The sequence below is a fragment of the Cupriavidus sp. UGS-1 genome (assembly GCF_021213615.1).
Lineage (GTDB): Bacteria > Pseudomonadota > Gammaproteobacteria > Burkholderiales > Burkholderiaceae > Cupriavidus.
This window is the reverse complement of sequence record NZ_JAJQJF010000004.1, coordinates 231,101-249,104: the sequence shown is the minus strand read 5'-3', so window position 1 is coordinate 249,104 and position 18,004 is coordinate 231,101. Positions and strand designations below refer to the sequence as shown.

Here is an 18,004-nt window from a genome sequence, read left to right as displayed (position 1 = left end):
GCGGTGTGGGTATTTCACCGGAGGGGTCCATTACTGTGAGGCGTCCTTCGGCACGGATTTCCACATGACGACGCCTGCGGCAACCAGCAGCCCCGCCAGCAGATAGAGCGCGTTGTCCATGCTGCCGGTCTGCACCTTGACTTGCCCAATGACCCAGGGGCTGACGATGCCGCTGGTAATGCCAACGCTGCTGATGAACGCGAGTCCGGTTGCGGCGGTATGCCCGGGCAAATAGCTGCGCGGCAGCGACCAGAAGATCGGCAGCGCGGCGAAGATCAACACCGCTGCCACGGACAGGATCGCCAGCATCGCGCCAAAATGCGGCAGCCGCAGCGTCAGCAGCGCAAGGGCCAGTGCTCCGCCGCAGCAGCACAGCAGGAAATGGCGATGGCGCTCGCCAGTGCGGTCCGAGTTTCGCGCAATGAGGATCAGGCCGACGGCGCCGACCGCATTGGGAATCACGCTATACAAGCTGATCGACACGACATCCGTAATGCCGAAATCCCGAATCATCAGCGGCATCCAGAAATTGAGCGTCAGCGAGCCGCACGTCAGCGCAAAATAGATGAACGCGAAGACGTACAGCTTCGGATTGCGCAGCGCCTCGCGCAGGGCGCCGAGCGTATGCGCGGCGTGGCTGCCTTGTTCGCCTTCGAGTTGCCGTGCCAGCAGCGCCTTTTCACCAGCGGTCAGCCATTTGGCATCGGCGGGGCTGTCGACCAGATACCAGGCGGCAATCAGCCCGAGCAGCACGGCGGGCGCACCTTCGATCGCGAACATCCATTGCCAGCCGAACAGCCCCATCACGCCAGCCATATCGCGCATGATCCAGCCGGAGACCAGGCCGCCGAGCACGCCGGCGACGGCGACGCCAGCGAAGAAGATCGCCATCACGGCAGCGCGGCGGCGGGCCGGGAACCAGTAGGTCATATACAGCACGATGCCGGGGAAGAAGCCGGCTTCGAACACGCCAAGCAGGAAACGCAGCGTATAGAACTGCGCCGGCGTGGAGACGAAGGCCATTCCCACCGAGACGGCGCCCCACAGCAGCATGATGCGCGTGAACGTACGCCGCGCGCCGAAGCGGGCGAGCAGCATATTGCTTGGCACTTCGCACAGCACATAGCCGACGTAGAACACCGCGGCACCAAGGCCGTACATCGCATCGCTGAAGCCGAGGTCGTGCTTCATCTGCAATTGCGCGAAGCCGATATTGATGCGGTCGAGGAAGGAGATGACGTAGCAGACGAACAGGAAGGGGACGATCCGCATCCAGATCTTCTGATGCAGCGCGTCTTCTTCGTGTGCGAGGGCGAGCGGCGGCGTCGCGGTGCCCGCGTGAAGTTGGGACATGCTTTGTCTCCGTAAAGCAGGAAGGAGGAAAAAGACGGGCGGATCGCGCCGCCCTTAACGGGCCGGTGTCTTGTGCACCGTGGGCCCGGAGTGGTCTTCGTCGTGTGTCGGTTGAATTGCGCGGGGTGGGGCTCGACCTGCCCATTCAGGCAGAGGCGGTTTCCGCCTCGCGTGCCAATCGCAATGCCGACAGCAGCGTCTCGTGGTCGCCGATATGGTTGGCGAGCAGCAGGATCAGGCGGGCGTTGGCGGCCTGGCTTTGGGCGTCATCCAGATCGCGGTGCATGTCGATCAGCGCTTCGTAGAAATCGTCGGGCTGGGCCAGGTTGGGTTCGGTGGTCAGGGGCATGGGGTCTCCGGGGTTTTGTTGTTGCGCTTTGGCCTGGCGTTGTCGTTTGGCGGGAGTGGGTTGCCCTCTCCCCCGCCCCTCTCCCGCAGGCGGGAGAGGGGAGAGAACAAGCGTGAGGCGGGGCGCAGTGCCGGTTGCTGACGCGTCAGGCAGCGACTGCTTCGGCTGGTGCCGATGATGCGGGCCGGACCATCGCAGATTCCGCCAGGTGCTTGCCCTGAGCCCGCGCCATGGCCTCCATCACGCGGTCCGCCTCGACGGCACGCCAGCGCGCGCAGACATGCTGGTCCGGCCGAATCAAATACGCGGTGCCCGGCACGGCGTCGTAGCGCTTGGCTACCATGCCTTCGGCATCGACTAGCACAGCGGTGTCAGCTGTGGATGCAGCGGAGTCGGTGGCTGGCGACACGAACAGCAGGCGTGGCGACCCTGACAGGGCGCGCAATGTGGCGATCTGCTTTGTGGTTTCCGCATCGAGCGTTTGCGGATTGCCGTAGACCAGCAAACAGAATCCACGATCGAGCCGCGACAGCAGCCATTCCGGCGCACCATCGACAAGCACCGGCGCATCGGCGCTCGGTGCGCCAGGCACCATCGCACCCGCGAAGGCATCGATATCGGGCGTATTCAACGCAGACGAGGCCAACACGCTGGGCACCGACAGCCGCCCGCTATTGACCAGCGCCCGCGCAAACGGATGCCTGGCCGCCAGCGTCAGCACGGCGTCGCGAAACACACGGCTTACCTGGCTCTTCGGGGTGATGAAGTCGGTGGAGCGCGTCGAATTGCGGATGTTCTCGTCCGCCGCGTATTCCCGTTCGCTGGCGTAGGTGTCGAGCAGCGCCTCCGGCGCCTCGCCGCGCAAGACATGGGCGAGCTTCCACGCCAGGTTGTCGGCGTCCTGCACGCCGCTATTGGCGCCGCGTGCGCCGAACGGCGACACGCCGTGCGCGGAATCGCCGGCGAACAGCACGTTGCCATGCCGGAAGCTGTCCATGCGCAGGCACGAAAACGTATAGACGCTGACCCATTCGAGTTCGAACTTTGCATCCGGGCCGAGCAGCGCCTGCACGCGGGGGATCACGCGCTCCGGCGATTTCTCCAGCACGGGATCGGCGTCCCAGCCCAGCTGGAAATCGATGCGCCAGACGTTGTCGGGCTGCCGATGCAGCAGCACCGATTGATTGGGATGGAAGGGCGGGTCGAACCAGAACCAGCGCTCGCTCGGAAAGCCGGCTTCCATGCGGATATCCGCGATCAGGAAGCGGTCCTTGAAGGTGCGGCCCTTGCTGTCGAGGCCGAGCAGGTTGCGCATCGGGCTGCGCGCGCCGTCGGCGGCAACGACATAGCGCGCCGTCACAGCGTACGGGCCGTCTGGCGTTTCCACCGTCAGCGTGACGGTGCCGTCCGCGCCCGCGTCATCGCGACGCTCGATGCCCACTACCTTGTTCTTCCAGCGGATTTCGATGTTAGGCAGTTCGAGCGCGCGCTCGAGCAGGAAGCCTTCGACGTAGTACTGCTGCAGGTTGATGAAGGCGGGCCGCCGATGTCCGGTCTCCGGCAGCAGGTCGAACGCATAGACCATCTGGTCGCGCAGGAAGACCTTGCCGAGATTCCAGCGCACGCCCTTGTCGGCCATGCGGTCGCCGCAGCCAAGCCGGTCGAAGATTTCCAGCGTGCGCTTGGCGAAGCAGATCGCGCGCGAGCCGGTCGACAGCGTGCAATCGTCATCGAGCAGCACCACGCGGATGCCTTGCTGCGCCAGATCGATCGCGGTGGCCAGGCCCACCGGTCCGGCGCCCACCACCACGACGGGATGCACCGCGCCGGCAGCTGACTGCTCGGCGCACGGCCGGTATTCGAAGGTCAATCGTTGATAGTCGACCGTCATCGTGTTGTCTCCTTCCACCATCTCGGATGCCGATCCTGCCCCGTCAGTCCTGCAGCGCGGCCCACATTTCCTTGTCGCGCTGGGCGGTCCAGATGCGCGGATGCGTGATGCCGGACGCCTCGTCATAGGCACGCGTCACGTCGAACGGCAGGCAGTGCTCGTAGATGAAGACATGGCCGAACTTCGGGTCCATGCTCTTGCGCGTATGCGCCATCGCGGCCTTCAGGTCCATGTTCTGCGCCACCGCTTCCTGGCCGGCGCGGTACAGCGTGGTGACGAAGTCCTTGGTGTAGGCGATGCCCTCGCGTACCTGCTGCGGCGTGGTCAGCGCCGGGCCGCGGCCGGGGACGAGCTTTTCGGCACCGAGCGCCTGCAGCGCGTCCAGCGTCGCGGGCCATTCGGCCAGCTGCGCGTCGCCGCAATAGCAGGCGGCCTCGTATTCGACCAGGTCTCCGGAGAACAGCACCTTCTGCGACGGCAGCCAGACCACGGTGTCGCCCTTGGTGTGGCCCGAGCCGAGATGTGCGATGCGGACTTCGAGCTTGCCCAGGAACAGCGTGATTTCCTTGTCGAACACCAGCGTCGGCCAGGTCAGGCCCGGCACCGTTTCGACGCCGGCGAACAGCCGCGGAAAACGCTCGATTTCCGACTTCATGTCGGCCTCGCCGCGCTCGACGATCATTTCGTAGGTGCCGCGGCTGGCGATGATCTGCTGCGCGCCTTCGGCGAAATACGCCGATGCGCCGAGCACGCGCACCGCGTGATAGTGCGACAGCACCACGTACTTGATCGGCTTGTCGGTGACCGTGCGGATCCGGGCGATCAGGTCTTGCGCCATCGCGGGCGTCGCGGTGGTGTCGACGATCAGCACGCCGTCGTCACCGATGATCACGCCCGAATTCGGGTCGCCTTCGGCCGTATAGGCGTAGGCGTTCTCGGACAGCTGGGTGAAGGTGACCTTTTTGGCTTCCAGGTCGGCCTGCGATGCGAATGCTTTGGCCATGCTTGCCTCGTCGTGGGTGCGGGGCGCGGCAGCGGGCGGCATTGCAGATGACAACGCACGAATACTGTCTCGCCCCTTCGTTATTGGATTGGCCGGGCGCGAACTGCGCACGGTGTTGTCGGGGTAGACGGATGGTAGGAGACGTTCTTGTGTTAGTCAATATCCAAATGGTTTGCTAGAAAATAAAAAGAGCGCAGAGGCAGTCCGGGGGCGGCCGCGCCGCCACGGGCCGCGTGAGGCCCCAGCAGGCCGCCGCCGCGGTCTCCATGCGGCGTTGGATTAATATCCAGCCTTTCGGAGGGTGACGATGGGCGAGGAAGGGCAGGCGGGACAGGAGAAGACACAGCGCGGCGTGCAGAGCGTCGATGTGGCCGGCCGCTTCCTGCAGGCGCTAGCGGAAGCGCGCGCGCCGCTATCGGCCGCGGAGCTCGCCACGGCCGTCGGCATTGCACCGGCTCAGGCCCATCCTTATCTCGTTTCGCTGACGCGCCAGGGCTGGATCAAGCGCGACCATCTCGACGATCGCTTCGAGCCGGGCCCACTGGCGCTGCAACTGGCCCGGATGCGGCTGGAGCTGGATCCCGGCCTGCATGCGGCGGTGCCCCTCGTCGCCGAACTGACGGCACGGACCGGCTGCAGCGTGGCCGTCAGCGTACCCGGTCCTCAGGGTCCGACCATCGTCCGCTACGAGCGCGGCAATGCGCCGCTGCACGTCAATCTGCATGTCGGCACCGTGATGTCGCTGGCCACCACCGCGACCGGCCGCATGTATTGCGCCTGCGTGGACCAAGCGCAATGGGTGCCGCTGTTCGACGCGCTGCCGGCGCGTCCCCCACGCGCTGCGTTTCTTGCCGAGCTCGACGAGGTGCGCAGCCGCGGCATCGCACGCAGCATCGATATCCCGAGCCCCGGCGTCAGCAGCCTGTGCGTGCCCGTGCGGGACGCTAGGGGCGCCCTTCGTCTGCTGCTCACCGCGATTGGGCCGACGGCCAATATCGACACCACCTGGCGCGGCGAACTGGCCCGTGCCCTGCTGGCGACGGCTGCGCAAGCTGCAAATTCGCTGCGCGGAGAAGACTGACTCATGACGAACGCGATCGGAACCAGCGACGAGGCCGCAGGCAAGCCGCAGCGCGGCATTCAGGCGCTCGATGCCAGCGCCCAGCTGATCGGAGCGCTGCTGCGTGCGGGCAGCCCGCTCGCGCTCAGTGAACTGGCACGCGGCGCCGGCATGGTTGCCGCCAAGGCCTTTCCGCATCTGGTCAGCCTGGTGCGAGCCGGTGTACTCGAGCGCGATGCCGATGGGCGTTTCCTGCCTGGACCGCTGGCGCTGCAATTGGGGCTGATCGCGCTGCAGCGGCTGTCGCCGGTGCGCGAGGCCGAGCCGGAAGTGCGCGGCCTGGCAGTCGATACCGGGCTCAGTGTCGCGATGGCGGTGCTCGGTCCGCTCGGGCCTACCGTAGTACGGCTCGAAGAATCGGCGCGGCCGCAGCACGTCAGCCTGCGCGTCGGTACGGTGCTGTCGCTGGTCAATACCGCGATCGGGCGCGTGTTCGCCGCCCATCAGCCCGCAGACGTCCTCGACGGACTGCTTCAACACGAAGCGGTGCGGATGGCCGGCGCACCAGTAAAGGCGCTACGAGAGGAAAGGTCCGCCTATGCCGCGAGGCTCGCACGCATTCGCGAGCAACGCATGGACGATGCGCTCGACAAGCCGGTGCCCGGTATCCATACGTTGGCCGCGCCGGTCTTCGACCACACCGGGACGGCAGTGCTGGTATTGGCGACGATGGGAACCGCGGGCAGTTTCGACAGCGCGCTCGACGGTATTGTGGCGCGTCGATTGGCTGGGGCGGCGCAACGCCTGTCCTGGAGATTTGGGCAGCCGAATCACGGCTGGATATGACCGGTAATCCTGGCGTTCAGATTGGCACGCCATCCCTATAATCGCGTGCGGGTAATCAGAACGGCGTAGCAGCGAGCGCCGGCATTTCGACGGGAAGGCCACGGTATTCGCCGTGGCAAACAATAAAGAAGAACAATGCAGACAATACCGGTCAGCGACGCGGCTTGCCCGCGTCGGCACGCGATTGCGCTCGCCGTATCCATTCAAATGCTCGCGCCGTCGGCGGCCTGGGCTCTTGCCGTTGGCGGGAGCGGAGGAGAGGGAAGCTCATACTCTAATTCGATTCCGATACCGGGCGGCCTGGGCGGTATGACGGGGCCCGGCGGCAATGGTGTCGCCGACAACAGCCCCGGCACGGGTGGTGGTGGCGGCGGGCAAGGCCAGGCGGGTGGCCACGGCGGCCTGTCGGAGGAACATGCCAACGACTGGGTTGTCCCGGCCGGCGGCAGTGCCGGTACGGCGCTGAGTCCCAATGGCGGCTGGGGTATGAGCGGCCACATTACCAGTGACGTCGGGGTGTATTTGGGCGATGGGGGCGGCGGTGGCGGTGGCGGTGCCGCCGGGATCGTCTCCGGCGGCGACCTTACCGTTTTCCCCACGGGGCCCGTCAGCTGGCTGCGGGGAGGAGCGGGCGGCAACGGCGGCAAGGGCGGCGGCTATATCTCGGGCGGCGTCGTTTACTACACCGGCGGCGGCGGCGGCGGTGGGGCCGGCGGCATCGCAATCCAGCATTCGGGCGATCACGGCATTCTGGTCAGGGACCAGGTCAACATCGTGGGCGGCGATGGCGGCGCGGGTGGCGAAGGCGGTGGCTTTCAAGGGCAGCCTGGCGTCACGATCCGCGGTGGCGGCAATGGCGGCGGCGGAGGCAGCGGCATTTCGGCGAGCGGATTCGTTCGCATGCAAATCGAGCGTCAAGCGTCTGTGTCTGGCGGCAGTGGCGGTGCGGGCGGAAAAGGCGCCGATATGGATCCGGGCTCCTTCGATGGGCCGTCCAGCGGCGGGAACGGCGGCGACGGCGGGAATGCGGTCGAACTGTCGGGCGGTGGCGTCATTGTCAACGCCGGGACGCTTCGCGGTGGGGATGGCGGCACCGGGGGCGCCGGCGCGATCGTCGGCGCCCAAACCGGCGCTCAGGGACAGGCGGGGCGCGGCGGCATCGCGATTACCGGCAGCAACGTCAGCATCGTCAACAGCGGGGAAATCTCCGGTGGCATGGGGCGGCTGGGCCGCGAATACGCGATCTTTCTGAACTCGGGTACCAATCGGCTCGAACTGTGGAGCACCAGCGTAATCAACGGCAGAGTTGCCGTGTTCGGTGCCAACAATGTGCTGGCGCTGGGTGGCAGCGCCGATCAGTCGTTCGACGTCTCGCAAATCGGCACCAGCTACAACGGCTTCTCGCAATTCGAGAAGACCGGTACGTCGACCTGGACGCTGGCCGGCAGCACGTCCCGCACCACGCCATGGAGAATCCTCGATGGCACGCTGAGCATTGCGAGCGACGCCAATCTCGGTGCGAGCGCTGGCAACCTGATGCTGGATGGAGGAGCGCTGCGCACGACAGCGTCGCTGACGACCGCGCGCGCTACTTCGATCGGCAGCAGCGGCGGTACCTTCTCCGTCGACCCGGGCACTACATTGACGCACAACGGAACGATTTCCGGGGCTGGTCAGCTGACGAAGACCGGTGGCGGCACGCTGGCGCTGACCGGCGCCAACACCTATGCCGGCGGCACCGTCGTCAACGGCGGCGCGCTGGAATCGACCGGCAATGCGCTCGGTACCGGAACGATTATCGTGAACGGCGGGACGCTGTCTCTGATGCAGGGGTTCGACGCGGGCAATCGCGTCATTCGCAATGCCGGCGGTGCGATCCTGATGTATGACAACACTTCGCTCGGGCAGGCAACGGTCGAGAACCTCGGTGGCCTCACCTACCTGAACCGCAACAGTAGCGCCGCGGATGCCACCATCATCAACAGCGGCGGCACCATGTCGTTTCAGGAAGGGTCGACTGCGGGGAACAGCCGCGTCGTCACCAATGACGGCAGCCTGACCGAGTTCTGGGGTTGGAGTACGCCCGCCAATTCGACGCTGATTGCCAACGGCTCGGGCAGGGTCGACTTCTCGGGCACGTACGGCCCTGCTTTCGACCGGCAACTGACCGCAGCGTCGATCGAGGGCTCAGGCCGTTTCCTGCTCGGGCGGAACCGCCTCACGGTCGGTGGCGACAACCGATCCACCGAGGTATCCGGCACCATCGAAGATGGTGGCGCAGGCGGAGGCACCGGCGGTGGCCTGACCAAGATCGGCACCGGCACGCTGTTGCTCAATGGCACGAACACCTACACCGGCGCGACCGAGGTCAATGGCGGCAAGCTGGTGGTCGGAGATGCCGCGCATGCTGCCGCGCGCGTGGCCGGTCCGGTCAATGTGAACGCCGGCGCCTCGCTGGGCGGGTTCGGGACGGTTGGCAGCACGGTGGTCGCCAACGGGGGCACCATTGCGCCGGGCAATTCGATCGGTACGTTGACTGTCGACGGCGATCTGCGGCTGGATGCGGGATCGACGTATCTGGTCGAAGCCGATCCCGATTCGTCTGCCAGCGACCGTATCGCGGTGACGGGCGCCGCGACACTGGGCGGTGCCGTCGTCCATATCGGTCCTGAGGGCAATTTTGCGTCCACGCGCAGCTATACGATCCTGACGGCGGGCTCACTGCGGGGCAGCTTCGGCTCGGTTGCATCGAACTATGCGTTTCTCGATCCGACGCTGACGTATGGCCCCACCGCAGTCACGCTGCAATTGACGCGCAAGCAGGTCCCGGTCGACCCGCAACCGCCGGAGCAACCCGAGCCGCCCGTTCAACCGGAGCCGCCCGTGCAACCGCAGCCGCCCGTGCAACCGCAGCCGCCCGTGCAACCGGGACAGCCGGGACAGCCCGGTCCCACGAGGCCGATCCGTTTTGCCGACGCGGCAATCACCGGCAACCAGATCGCCGTGGCCAATGCGCTCGACAGCCTGCCTGACAGCAATGCGCTGCACGAAGCGGTGCTGACGCTGCCGCAAGGCGCGCCGCCGGCGGTATTCGACAGCCTGTCCGGCGAAGCCCATGCGAGCACCGCCACGGGCCTGATCACGCTGGCCGGCGCGGCGCGAAGCGTGCCGCTGAGCCGTCTGCGGGATAGCCTGTCGGCCGGGCTGATGCCAGGCGCCTTGATCGCGCAGGTCGGCGGGCCGCTGCCCGCTGCGGCGCTGCCGGTATCCGCCGCGCAGCCGATGTGGGTAGACGTGGTCGGCAACTGGCAGACGCTAAATGGCAATGGCAACGGCGCGCGCGTGCGGCAGCAGACGGGCGGTTTCCATGTCGGCGCCGATGGCGACGTGGGCGCAGGTTGGCGCGTTGGCGGCGCATTCGGCTATGCCAACAGCACGCTGCGCGTATCGGATCGTGCGTCCCGAGCGATCACCGATTCGTTCAGCGGCACGCTATACGGCGGGCGCGCGTTCGATGTGGGCGGCGGCAAGCTCAACCTGCTGCTGGGAACCGCATACAGCTGGCACGAGGTCGACACCGATCGGCAGGCCAGCATCGGCGGCAACGTGCAGGCATTGAGCGCCAGCTATGCGGCCAGCACCGCGCAGGTATTCACCGAGCTTGGCTATGCGCTGCCGCTGTCGCGCACCACGCGGATCGAACCCTATGCTGGCGTGGCATGGAGCGACACCCGCACGCGTGGATTCGGCGAGACCGGCGGATCGGCCGCGCTGCACAGCCCTGGCGACAGCAACACGCTGACGATGACAACCGTGGGCCTGCGTACGGGCGCCCGTTTCCAGTTCGGCAATGTCGAAGGCGCGGTGCACGCCGGCGCCGGCTGGCGACACGCGTTCGGCGATGTGCTGCCGACGACGACGCTGGCCTTCGCTGGTAGCCAAAGCTATACCGTCACGGGTGCGCCGATTGCACGCAATGCGGGAGTGGCGGAGTTGCGGGCCGATCTGGCGCTGTCGCGCACGGCGACCTTCAGCGTGCGCTACGCGGGCCAGTTCGGCGACGGCAACCGCGATCACACCGCTTCGGCGGGGCTGCGGTGGCGGTTCTGATTGGCATTGGGGGCGCGTCGTAAGTGTGCCTTTGGTCGAGGGAGACGAAAGCCCGGCCTGCAGCTGACATCTCGCTGCGGGGCGAATGGGCCGGTGGCGCTTTACGGCCGTCCCCACAATGTCGAGAGGGGCGCTGCCCACAAGCGCTCCCCCAACGGCAACGTTTCGACGCCGTCGTAGAGCACGACACCGAGCCTGAGCTGATCGCCCGCAAGACCGGCTAGCCGCTTCAATCCACGTAGATCGCTTTCCTTTACCGTTGCAGCGGCTTTCACTTCGACCGCCACCAACTCACCGGCCGAATTTTCGATGACGAAATCGACCTCAAATTGTGCGTGGTCTCGGTAGTACAGGAGCTGGCAATCCGTTTCTGCGGTCCCTGCATGTTTGAGCAGCTCACTGAATACGAAAGTCTCCAGTACATTTCCGTATCGACACCGATCCCGCTGTATCGCCGCGTCAGATAGACCGCACAGCATGGACAATAGTCCCGAATCGATGAACTGAAGCTTTGGAGTCTTGATAACCCGGTTCAGCCGATTCCGTGCCCAAACGTCGACCCTGCGCAGCAGATACAACTGCTCGAATACACCGATGTAGCGAGAGACTGTTTTATTGTCGAGTCCGACTTGAGCGCCGATCTGGCTGTAATTGCAGACTTGTCCTGAAACCTGGGCCAGCGCACGTAGAAATCGAGGAAGCAGGTCTAGTTTTGCAATCTCTGCGACGTCCCTGACATCGCGTTGCAGGATGGCATCGACATATTGTCTGGCCCACGCCGTCCTGCGCCGCGCGGTCGTACGGGAGATCGCTTCGGGATACCCACCACGCAAAACGGCTTCCACAAGGTGCTCCCCTGTGGTGGCGTCGGCGGCGGAGAGGAACCCGCCCCCAAACGCATAATCGATCCAGTTGCCCGTGCCGCCCCGTATCTCGCTTTGCGATAGGGGTAACAACGTCAGGGTTTCCATCCGGCCTGCCAGCGAATCCGCCACGTTGGGCACCGCCATCAGGTTCGCAGAACCAGTCAAAAGGAATCGACCGGGTCGGCGGTCCTCGTCGACCGTTTTCTTGATCGCCAGTAGCAGTTCAGGGGCGCGCTGGATTTCGTCGATGACGGCGCGGTCAAGGCTTCGGATCAATCCGCTCGGATCTTCCTTGGCAGCGAGCAGCGTGAGTTCGTCATCCAATGTCAGGTATCGCATCCCCTCTGTTGCGATATGACGAACCAAGGTGGTTTTCCCAGCCTGCCGCGGGCCGGCCACGAGGACCACGGGGGTATCCGTCATGGCCTCTGCCAGGCGGGTCTGGAGCAACCTCGGGTATAGGGATGGAGCGTCGGCCATGGAGCGATGGTAGGGAACGAGTGGCGGCCACGCAACGGAAATTTGGGAGCAAGCGTGACGAAAATTGGGATTGGCGCTGGCGAAATTTGGGAATGATACCGATAAAAATTGGGAATCGGTTGGTCTTTAAGTGACCAATAAGTATCTCAGATCGTATGTGCATGCGTCCTGCGGAGGAAGCCCGCCAGACGCAATGAACTAGACTTCAAGCCCCCCGCAAACCGATATCGACGATCCAAACCATGCCGCATCCCATCCTCAACATCGCCGACGCCCAATACCTGGACTTCGCCGACCTGTCCCGCCAATACGGCTCAGAACTGCCCGCCGAGCGCTACGGCGGCCGGATGGCGCCGATCGGCCGCATGCTCGGCGCGCAGAAGCTCGGCTACAACCTGACGGTGATCGAGCCCGGAAAGCGCGTGTTTCCCTTCCACAGCCATCGAGCCAACGAGGAAATGTTCTTTATCGTCGAAGGCGCGGGTGAAGTACGCATCGTCGCGGCCCGCCATCCAATCCGCGCCGGCGACGTGATTTCCTGCCCGGCGGGTGGTCCGGAAACCGCGCATCAGATCATCAATACCGGCGCGCAGGAATTGAAAGTGCTGGCCGTCAGCACGATGGCCGCACCGGAGCTTTGCCACTATCCCGACTCGGGAAAATTCGGCGTGCTCGATCAAGGCAATGGGTTTGCCTATATGGGCCGGGCGGACGGAAGTCTGGACTATTGGGAGGGGGAGTGAAGGCCGGTTCGCCAGCTTTCCAGGCTGGCGAACCGCCGAACCGTCGAACCGCGACGGTTATCCCGCCAGCTTGATCAGCGCCGGCACCGTCAGCACCGCCGTGTAATACCCCATGAACTGCACACCCGTGTTGAAGCCCAGCACGCGCGACAGCAGCCCGCCGATCGAACCCAGCGTCAGGATCACCAGCAGGCCGAGCAGCTGGCCTTCCCACACGCTGATCACCAGGATCAGCCCGACGAACGTCGCGACGATGGCTTCGTGCGAGATGCGGCGCGACACGAACAGCGCGGCGCGGCGCGCGTAGTTCATTGCGAACGGATACGACACGATCGCCGCCAGCAGCACCGCAAGCAGGCCGTAGCCGAGGAATTCCCAGTGGTTCAGCAGGTTATGCAGGTTGTGGGTCTGGCCATTGGCCGCATCGACGGTGAACACGGGCGGGGCGTTGAACAGCGGTGCGGCCGGGCCGGCAGCCACCGGGCTCAGCGGCAGGCCGAAGGCGATCAGCGGAATCAATGCCTCGGCGATATAGGTCGCTTCGGTAACGCCATTGCGGGCGCTGAGGACCGTGGTCAGCCGGTGATAGGCGTGCTTGATGCGCGAGCCGACGAGCTCGCCCAGCACCACCGTCATCGCGACCGGGCTGAACACGAAGGTCGCGCTCGAGATCGCCGCGGTCGCCACGGTCCAGCGGGTCTGGGTGCCGTCCATCACCTTCAGGGGATTCGGGAAATAGCCGCCCCAACCCTTGACGTCCGGCGCCAGCGTAAAGGTGCGTGCTTCCTTGCGCTGCATGCGTGGACGGTCGACCGGCGATAGCGTCGAGAACAGGTCCGCGATCAGCGGACCGATGGCGATGCCGAGGAAATAGCTGATGCTCAGCTTGACGCCGAATTTCGCGGTCAAGGTCTGCAGCGCGACGATCACCACGACGAAGGGCACCAGCGTTGCTACCGAGGCCCAGCGGCCCGGGGAGGCGTAGGCGATCACCAGCGCGGCGGCCACGAAGATCCACGGCGCGGCCTTGGTGATGGTGGCGCCGAACGGTGCCAGCAGCACGGCGAACAGCACCGCCAGCGGTACCGCGCAGAACGCAGCAACGATTGCGCCGGAAATCATCTTGCGCAGCGCGATATGCGGCACGCCGAGATTGCGCAGATGGTTGGCATCCTGCATCAGCGGCGTGGCCATGGTGTCGCCGGGGATGCCAAGCAAGGCAGTCGGCACCGCGTGCGTCATGTGCTTGGCGACCGCGCCGGCCAGGAAGAAGGTGAACACGCCGGCCGGCGGCACGCCGAGCAGCACGACAAGCAGCGTCAGTGGCGCCAGCGTGGTGGTCTCGTCGGTGCCGGACACGAGGCCGATGGCCGCGAACACGATGGCGCCGGCCAGGCCCATGCCCAGCGCGACGAGGATCTGCGTCAGCAGAGGAGTGGATTCGATCATGGTGCGCTCCAGACGGTGGCGGGTCAGGCGGCGTTGGGGCGCACCGGAGCAGCGGCGTCCGGTATCGCGGCTTCGGCTTGGCTTGCTGCGGCCGTCGCGCCGCGCTCGCGAGCAGCGAACAATTCGTAGAGCTGCAGTTCGCGCAGTTCCTGCACCGTGGCGGCGGGGAGGTCGGCCATGGTTCCCAGCCCACCGGATTCTTCGGCAAGGCGGTCGAGCGCCTGCTCGCGAGCGGCACCGGCGGTCACACTGCCCGTGGCGGAGATATCCTCGGTCACCACGCGCTTCGGCTTGAACAGGCAGGCGCAAATGAAGCCGGCCAGCACGCAGCCGGCCAGCCCGGCGAGCATCGCATAGGCGCGTGCGAGCTCGGGCGTGCGGACCAGTTCGGTCAGGATGCGGCTCGCGATGGCGAACGCGGCAAGGCTCAGCGCCCCGCCGATGACGATCGCGCAGGCGAGATGGCGCGGGTTGGCGGTGTCGCCCCAGACTTCGACCAGCGGGCTGCCGGCGGGCTTTGTTTCAGTTGGCATCGTTGTCTCCTGTGTGGCGCCTCCATTTGTCGGGCGCTTTTTGTTGGTGTGGCGAGCGTGGGGTTGGCGCGGGGCGCTTGCCCTCTCCCCCAACCCCTCTCCCGCAAGCGCGGGAGAGGGGAGAAAACCTTCGGCCTTGCGCATGCTGTTGGTCTGCTCCCTCTCCCGCTCGCGAGAGAGGGGAGAAAACCTCGGCGTTGGCACGCTGTTGGTCTGCTTTCCCTCTCACGAGCGGAGAGGGAAGAAGACCTCGGCCTTGTTCACGCTGTTGGTCCGTTTTCCCTCTCGCGCGGGAGCGGGAAGGGAACCACCGGCCTCGGGCACGCTGTTGGTCTGCTCCCTCTCCCGCTTGCGGGAGAGGGCTGGGGAGAGGGCAGCCTTTGCAGCCTGGTGTCCTTATCCCCGCCGCAACTGCGCCAGCAATTCAATCGCGCGATCGGTCCGCACGTCCTTTTCCTCGGCCATCTTCCGCGCCACCTGCTCGACCTCCTGACCGACGGCGCCGGCGACCAGCGCGATATTGCGGGCGTGCAGCGCCATATGGCCGCGCTGGATCCCCTCGGTCGCCAGCGCACGCAAGGCGCCGAGATTCTGCGCCAGTCCGACGGCAGCGGCGATTTCGCCGAGTTCCTGCGCGCTTTGCACGCCGAGAATCTTCAGCGCGAGCCGCGCCAGCGGATGGGTCTTGGTCGCGCCGCCCACCAGTCCCACCGGCATCGGCAACTCGATCGTGCCGACCAGCGCGCCGCTGGCGTCCTTCTCCCAATGGGTCAGCGATGTGTAACGGCCGGCGCGGCAGGCATAGGCATGCGCGCCGGCCTCGACCGCGCGCCAGTCGTTGCCGGTCGCGACGATGACCGGATCGATGCCGTTCATGATGCCCTTGTTGTGTGTCGCCGCGCGGTACGGGTCGATCGCCGCGAAGGTGTACGCGTCGAGCACGCCTTCGATGATCGCCTCGCCGCTGCGCTCGCCGGTGGCCAGCACCTCGGGCGTCAGACGCACGCGTGCGCGCGCGAGCCGCAGGTCGGCAAGGTTCGACAGGATACGCAGCCGGACCGGCGCGCCGGTGATGCGCTCGACCACCGGCGATACCGCCTCGGCCATCGTGTTGACGGTATTGGCCCCCATCGCGTCGCGCACGTCGACGATCAGATGCATCACCACCATCGCGCCGCGCGGCGTGTCGGGAAACACATGGACCTCGATGTCGCGGCAGCCGCCGCCCAGTCCGATCAGCACCTTGTCGCGCGCGTTGGCCACGGCGAGGATCTCGTCGCGATGGCGCAGCAGCGCCTGCCGCGCGCCATAGGGATCGGCGACGCCGACCACCTGCACCTGCGCGCGCATCAGCGGGCCGGAGCTCGAGGTCTCGAAACCGCCGCAGCCGCGCGCGAGCTTGGCCATATACGAGGCCGCGGCGACGACGGACGGCTCCTCGACCGCCATCGGCACCAGCACGTCCCTGCCATTGATCTGGAAATAGCCGGCCACGCCGAAAGGCAGCTCGAAGGTACCGATCACGTTTTCGATCATGCCGTCGGCACGGGCCGCACCCAATGCGCCCGGCTCGGCCAGCAGCGCGTGCTCGTCTTCGTCGAGACCGGCTGCATCGGCAATGGCGGCCAGACGCTGGGCCGGCGTCATCTCGCGAAAGCGCGGCAGGCGGGAGTCCACGGGTTTGCGGCGGGGCTCGGCGACGTTGGCGTCGGACGAGGGCAGGGAAGCGAGCATCGAGGTCTCCGTTCTGTGGTTCTCTGGTATGGAATGGAGACAGTCTAGGGTGACTGTACCAGTCAATAGGGGTACAGTTTGCGGGGACAGTGACCTCTCGCCTGGTTTTTACGCCCCTTCGATGACCTCCACAGCTCCCGGCACCGCCCGCAGATCTCCCTCGCTCGCCGCCACGCTGGCCGACTCGATCGCCCGCCAGATTGCGGAGGGCGCGTATCGCACCGGCGATCGCCTGCCGTCGCTGCGCGAACTAGCGCAGTTGCATGGCTACAGCAAGAACACCATCGTCGCCGCCTTCGAGCTGCTGGTCGCGCGCGGGCTGGTCGAGCCGCGGCGTGGTTCCGGCTTCTTCGTGCGCGAGGTGGCACCCAGGCCCGCGCCGGAGGAGGATGCCGGGACGCTTGGCCGCGCGATGGACATCGTCTGGCTGATGCGCGAACAGTTGAAGAGCCGGCCCGACGTGCTGGCCGTCGGCGACGGCTTTCCGCCGGTGTCCTGGCTCGCCGAGGCGCGGCTGGACCGGTATCACCACAAGGTCGTGCGTACCGGCCTGGGCGCGCTGTTCCGCTACGGCAACCGCTTCGGCTTTGGTCCGCTGCGCGACCATCTGGTGCGCAAGCTCGGCGATGTCGGCATCGGCGCGCAGGCAAGGCAGATCGTGCTGACCCACGGCGCCAACGAGGCGCTGGACCTCGTGATCCGCTATTTCGTGCCGGCCGGCGGGACGGTGCTGGTCGACGATCCGGGCTACTACCCGCTGTTCGGGAAGCTGAAGCTGGCCGGTGCCCGCATCGTCGGCGTGCCGCGGCTCGCGGATGGGCCCGACATCGAGGCGCTCGAACAGATCCTGACCCGCGAGCGGCCGCGGCTGTTCTTCACGCAATCGGTCGGCCACAACCCCACTGGCTCGGACCTTTCCGCGGCCAAGGCTTATCGCCTGCTGCAGCTGGCGGAGCGCTTCAATCTGCTGGTGGTCGAGAACGACGCGCTGGCCGACTTCAAGCCGACCACGCTGCCGCGGCTGTCCGCACTGGACCAGCTGCAACGGACCATCTATATCGGCAGCTTCTCGAAGTCCTTTTCGGCGGCGTTGCGGGTCGGCTATATCGCCTGCAACGATGCGCTCGCCAGCGACCTCGCCGACCTGAAGGCGCTGATCCATGTCAGCAGTTCGGAATACTGCGAGCGCACCGTCGACGTGATCCTCAGCGAAGGCCACTACCAGCGCTATCTCGCCAAATTGCGCGCGCGGCTCGCGGATGCCACCGAGCGGGCATTGGTCCTGTTCGATCGCCTCGGCGCCGACGTATGGGCGCGGCCGCCGCAGAGTCTGTACCTGTGGGCGGCATTCCCGGACGTACCCGACTCCCTGGCGCTCGCCGAGGTCCTGTTAGCGCAAAAGGTCATGATCGCCCCAGGCCGCGTGTTCCGGGTCGATCCGGAAGCGCGATCGCAATGGGCACGGTTCAACGTGGGCGCCGTCCTCGATCCGAGGTTTGAGGCGGCGTTGCGCAGGGTGTTGGGGGCGGGGAGCGGAAGCAAGCTGGTGCGCCGGCGGCCGTAGGGCGAATTTTCCCGAACGGGATA

At 66.1% G+C, this 18,004-nt stretch carries 13 protein-coding genes; 5 read left to right on the top strand and 8 right to left on the bottom strand.

What is annotated here, in order from left to right:
* Positions 1–30 precede the first annotated feature (30 nt).
* The 4 genes from LRR16_RS07735 to LRR16_RS07720 all read right to left on the bottom strand — a co-directional run bounded on the left by LRR16_RS07735 (position 31) and on the right by LRR16_RS07720 (position 4,596).
* Positions 31–1,353: an MFS transporter gene (locus tag LRR16_RS07735; protein WP_232205442.1), complete on the bottom strand. Its 1,323-nt coding sequence runs from the start codon at positions 1,351–1,353 to the stop codon at positions 31–33.
* Positions 1,354–1,498: 145 nt separating this feature from the next.
* Positions 1,499–1,702: a DUF2783 domain-containing protein gene (locus LRR16_RS07730; protein WP_232205440.1), complete on the bottom strand. Its 204-nt coding sequence runs from the start codon at positions 1,700–1,702 to the stop codon at positions 1,499–1,501.
* A gap of 145 nt (positions 1,703–1,847) precedes the next feature.
* Positions 1,848–3,593, bottom strand: a complete 1,746-nt coding sequence (locus LRR16_RS07725) for an FAD-dependent oxidoreductase (RefSeq protein WP_232205437.1) — start codon at positions 3,591–3,593, stop codon at positions 1,848–1,850.
* 43 nt (positions 3,594–3,636) lie between these two features.
* The gene (locus LRR16_RS07720) at positions 3,637–4,596 is read right to left on the bottom strand and encodes an MBL fold metallo-hydrolase (RefSeq protein WP_064574568.1); all 960 of its coding nucleotides are present in this window, start codon (positions 4,594–4,596) and stop codon (positions 3,637–3,639) included.
* Positions 4,597–4,903: 307 nt separating this feature from the next.
* Here LRR16_RS07720 and LRR16_RS07715 point away from each other — a divergent pair, with 307 nt between their 5' ends.
* The 3 genes from LRR16_RS07715 (at position 4,904) to LRR16_RS07705 (ending at position 10,612) form a co-directional block, all read left to right on the top strand.
* Positions 4,904–5,677 carry an IclR family transcriptional regulator gene (locus LRR16_RS07715; RefSeq protein WP_232205436.1) on the top strand — a complete coding sequence of 258 codons (774 nt, stop codon included), beginning with the start codon at positions 4,904–4,906 and terminating at the stop codon, positions 5,675–5,677.
* Between the two features lie 3 nt (positions 5,678–5,680).
* Entirely contained in the window at positions 5,681–6,502 is an 822-nt protein-coding gene (locus tag LRR16_RS07710) for an IclR family transcriptional regulator (RefSeq protein WP_232205431.1), read from the top strand.
* 309 nt (positions 6,503–6,811) lie between these two features.
* Positions 6,812–10,612 carry an autotransporter domain-containing protein gene (locus LRR16_RS07705; protein ID WP_255674052.1) on the top strand — a complete coding sequence of 1,267 codons (3,801 nt, stop codon included), beginning with the start codon at positions 6,812–6,814 and terminating at the stop codon, positions 10,610–10,612.
* Between the two features lie 101 nt (positions 10,613–10,713).
* Here LRR16_RS07705 and LRR16_RS07700 read toward each other — a convergent pair whose 3' ends face one another.
* Positions 10,714–11,901 carry an ATP-binding protein gene (locus tag LRR16_RS07700; RefSeq protein ID WP_232205430.1) on the bottom strand — a complete coding sequence of 396 codons (1,188 nt, stop codon included), beginning with the start codon at positions 11,899–11,901 and terminating at the stop codon, positions 10,714–10,716.
* A gap of 299 nt (positions 11,902–12,200) precedes the next feature.
* Here LRR16_RS07700 and LRR16_RS07695 point away from each other — a divergent pair, with 299 nt between their 5' ends.
* Positions 12,201–12,701: a cupin domain-containing protein gene (locus LRR16_RS07695; RefSeq protein WP_232205427.1), complete on the top strand. Its 501-nt coding sequence runs from the start codon at positions 12,201–12,203 to the stop codon at positions 12,699–12,701.
* Between the two features lie 57 nt (positions 12,702–12,758).
* Here LRR16_RS07695 and LRR16_RS07690 read toward each other — a convergent pair whose 3' ends face one another.
* The 3 genes from LRR16_RS07690 to LRR16_RS07680 all read right to left on the bottom strand — a co-directional run bounded on the left by LRR16_RS07690 (position 12,759) and on the right by LRR16_RS07680 (position 16,417).
* Positions 12,759–14,150 (bottom strand): tripartite tricarboxylate transporter permease, encoded by a 1,392-nt coding sequence (locus tag LRR16_RS07690; RefSeq protein WP_006575984.1) that lies wholly within the window; start codon positions 14,148–14,150, stop codon positions 12,759–12,761.
* A gap of 23 nt (positions 14,151–14,173) precedes the next feature.
* The gene (locus tag LRR16_RS07685; protein WP_006575983.1) at positions 14,174–14,683 is read right to left on the bottom strand and encodes a hypothetical protein; all 510 of its coding nucleotides are present in this window, start codon (positions 14,681–14,683) and stop codon (positions 14,174–14,176) included.
* A 396-nt stretch (positions 14,684–15,079) separates the two neighbouring features.
* Positions 15,080–16,417, bottom strand: a complete 1,338-nt coding sequence (locus LRR16_RS07680) for a hydroxymethylglutaryl-CoA reductase, degradative (RefSeq protein WP_232205423.1) — start codon at positions 16,415–16,417, stop codon at positions 15,080–15,082.
* A gap of 121 nt (positions 16,418–16,538) precedes the next feature.
* On the opposite strand from LRR16_RS07680, the gene LRR16_RS07675 reads away from it, so the two are divergent.
* Positions 16,539–17,981, top strand: a complete 1,443-nt coding sequence (locus LRR16_RS07675) for a PLP-dependent aminotransferase family protein (RefSeq protein WP_232205421.1) — start codon at positions 16,539–16,541, stop codon at positions 17,979–17,981.
* Positions 17,982–18,004: the final 23 nt, after the last annotated feature.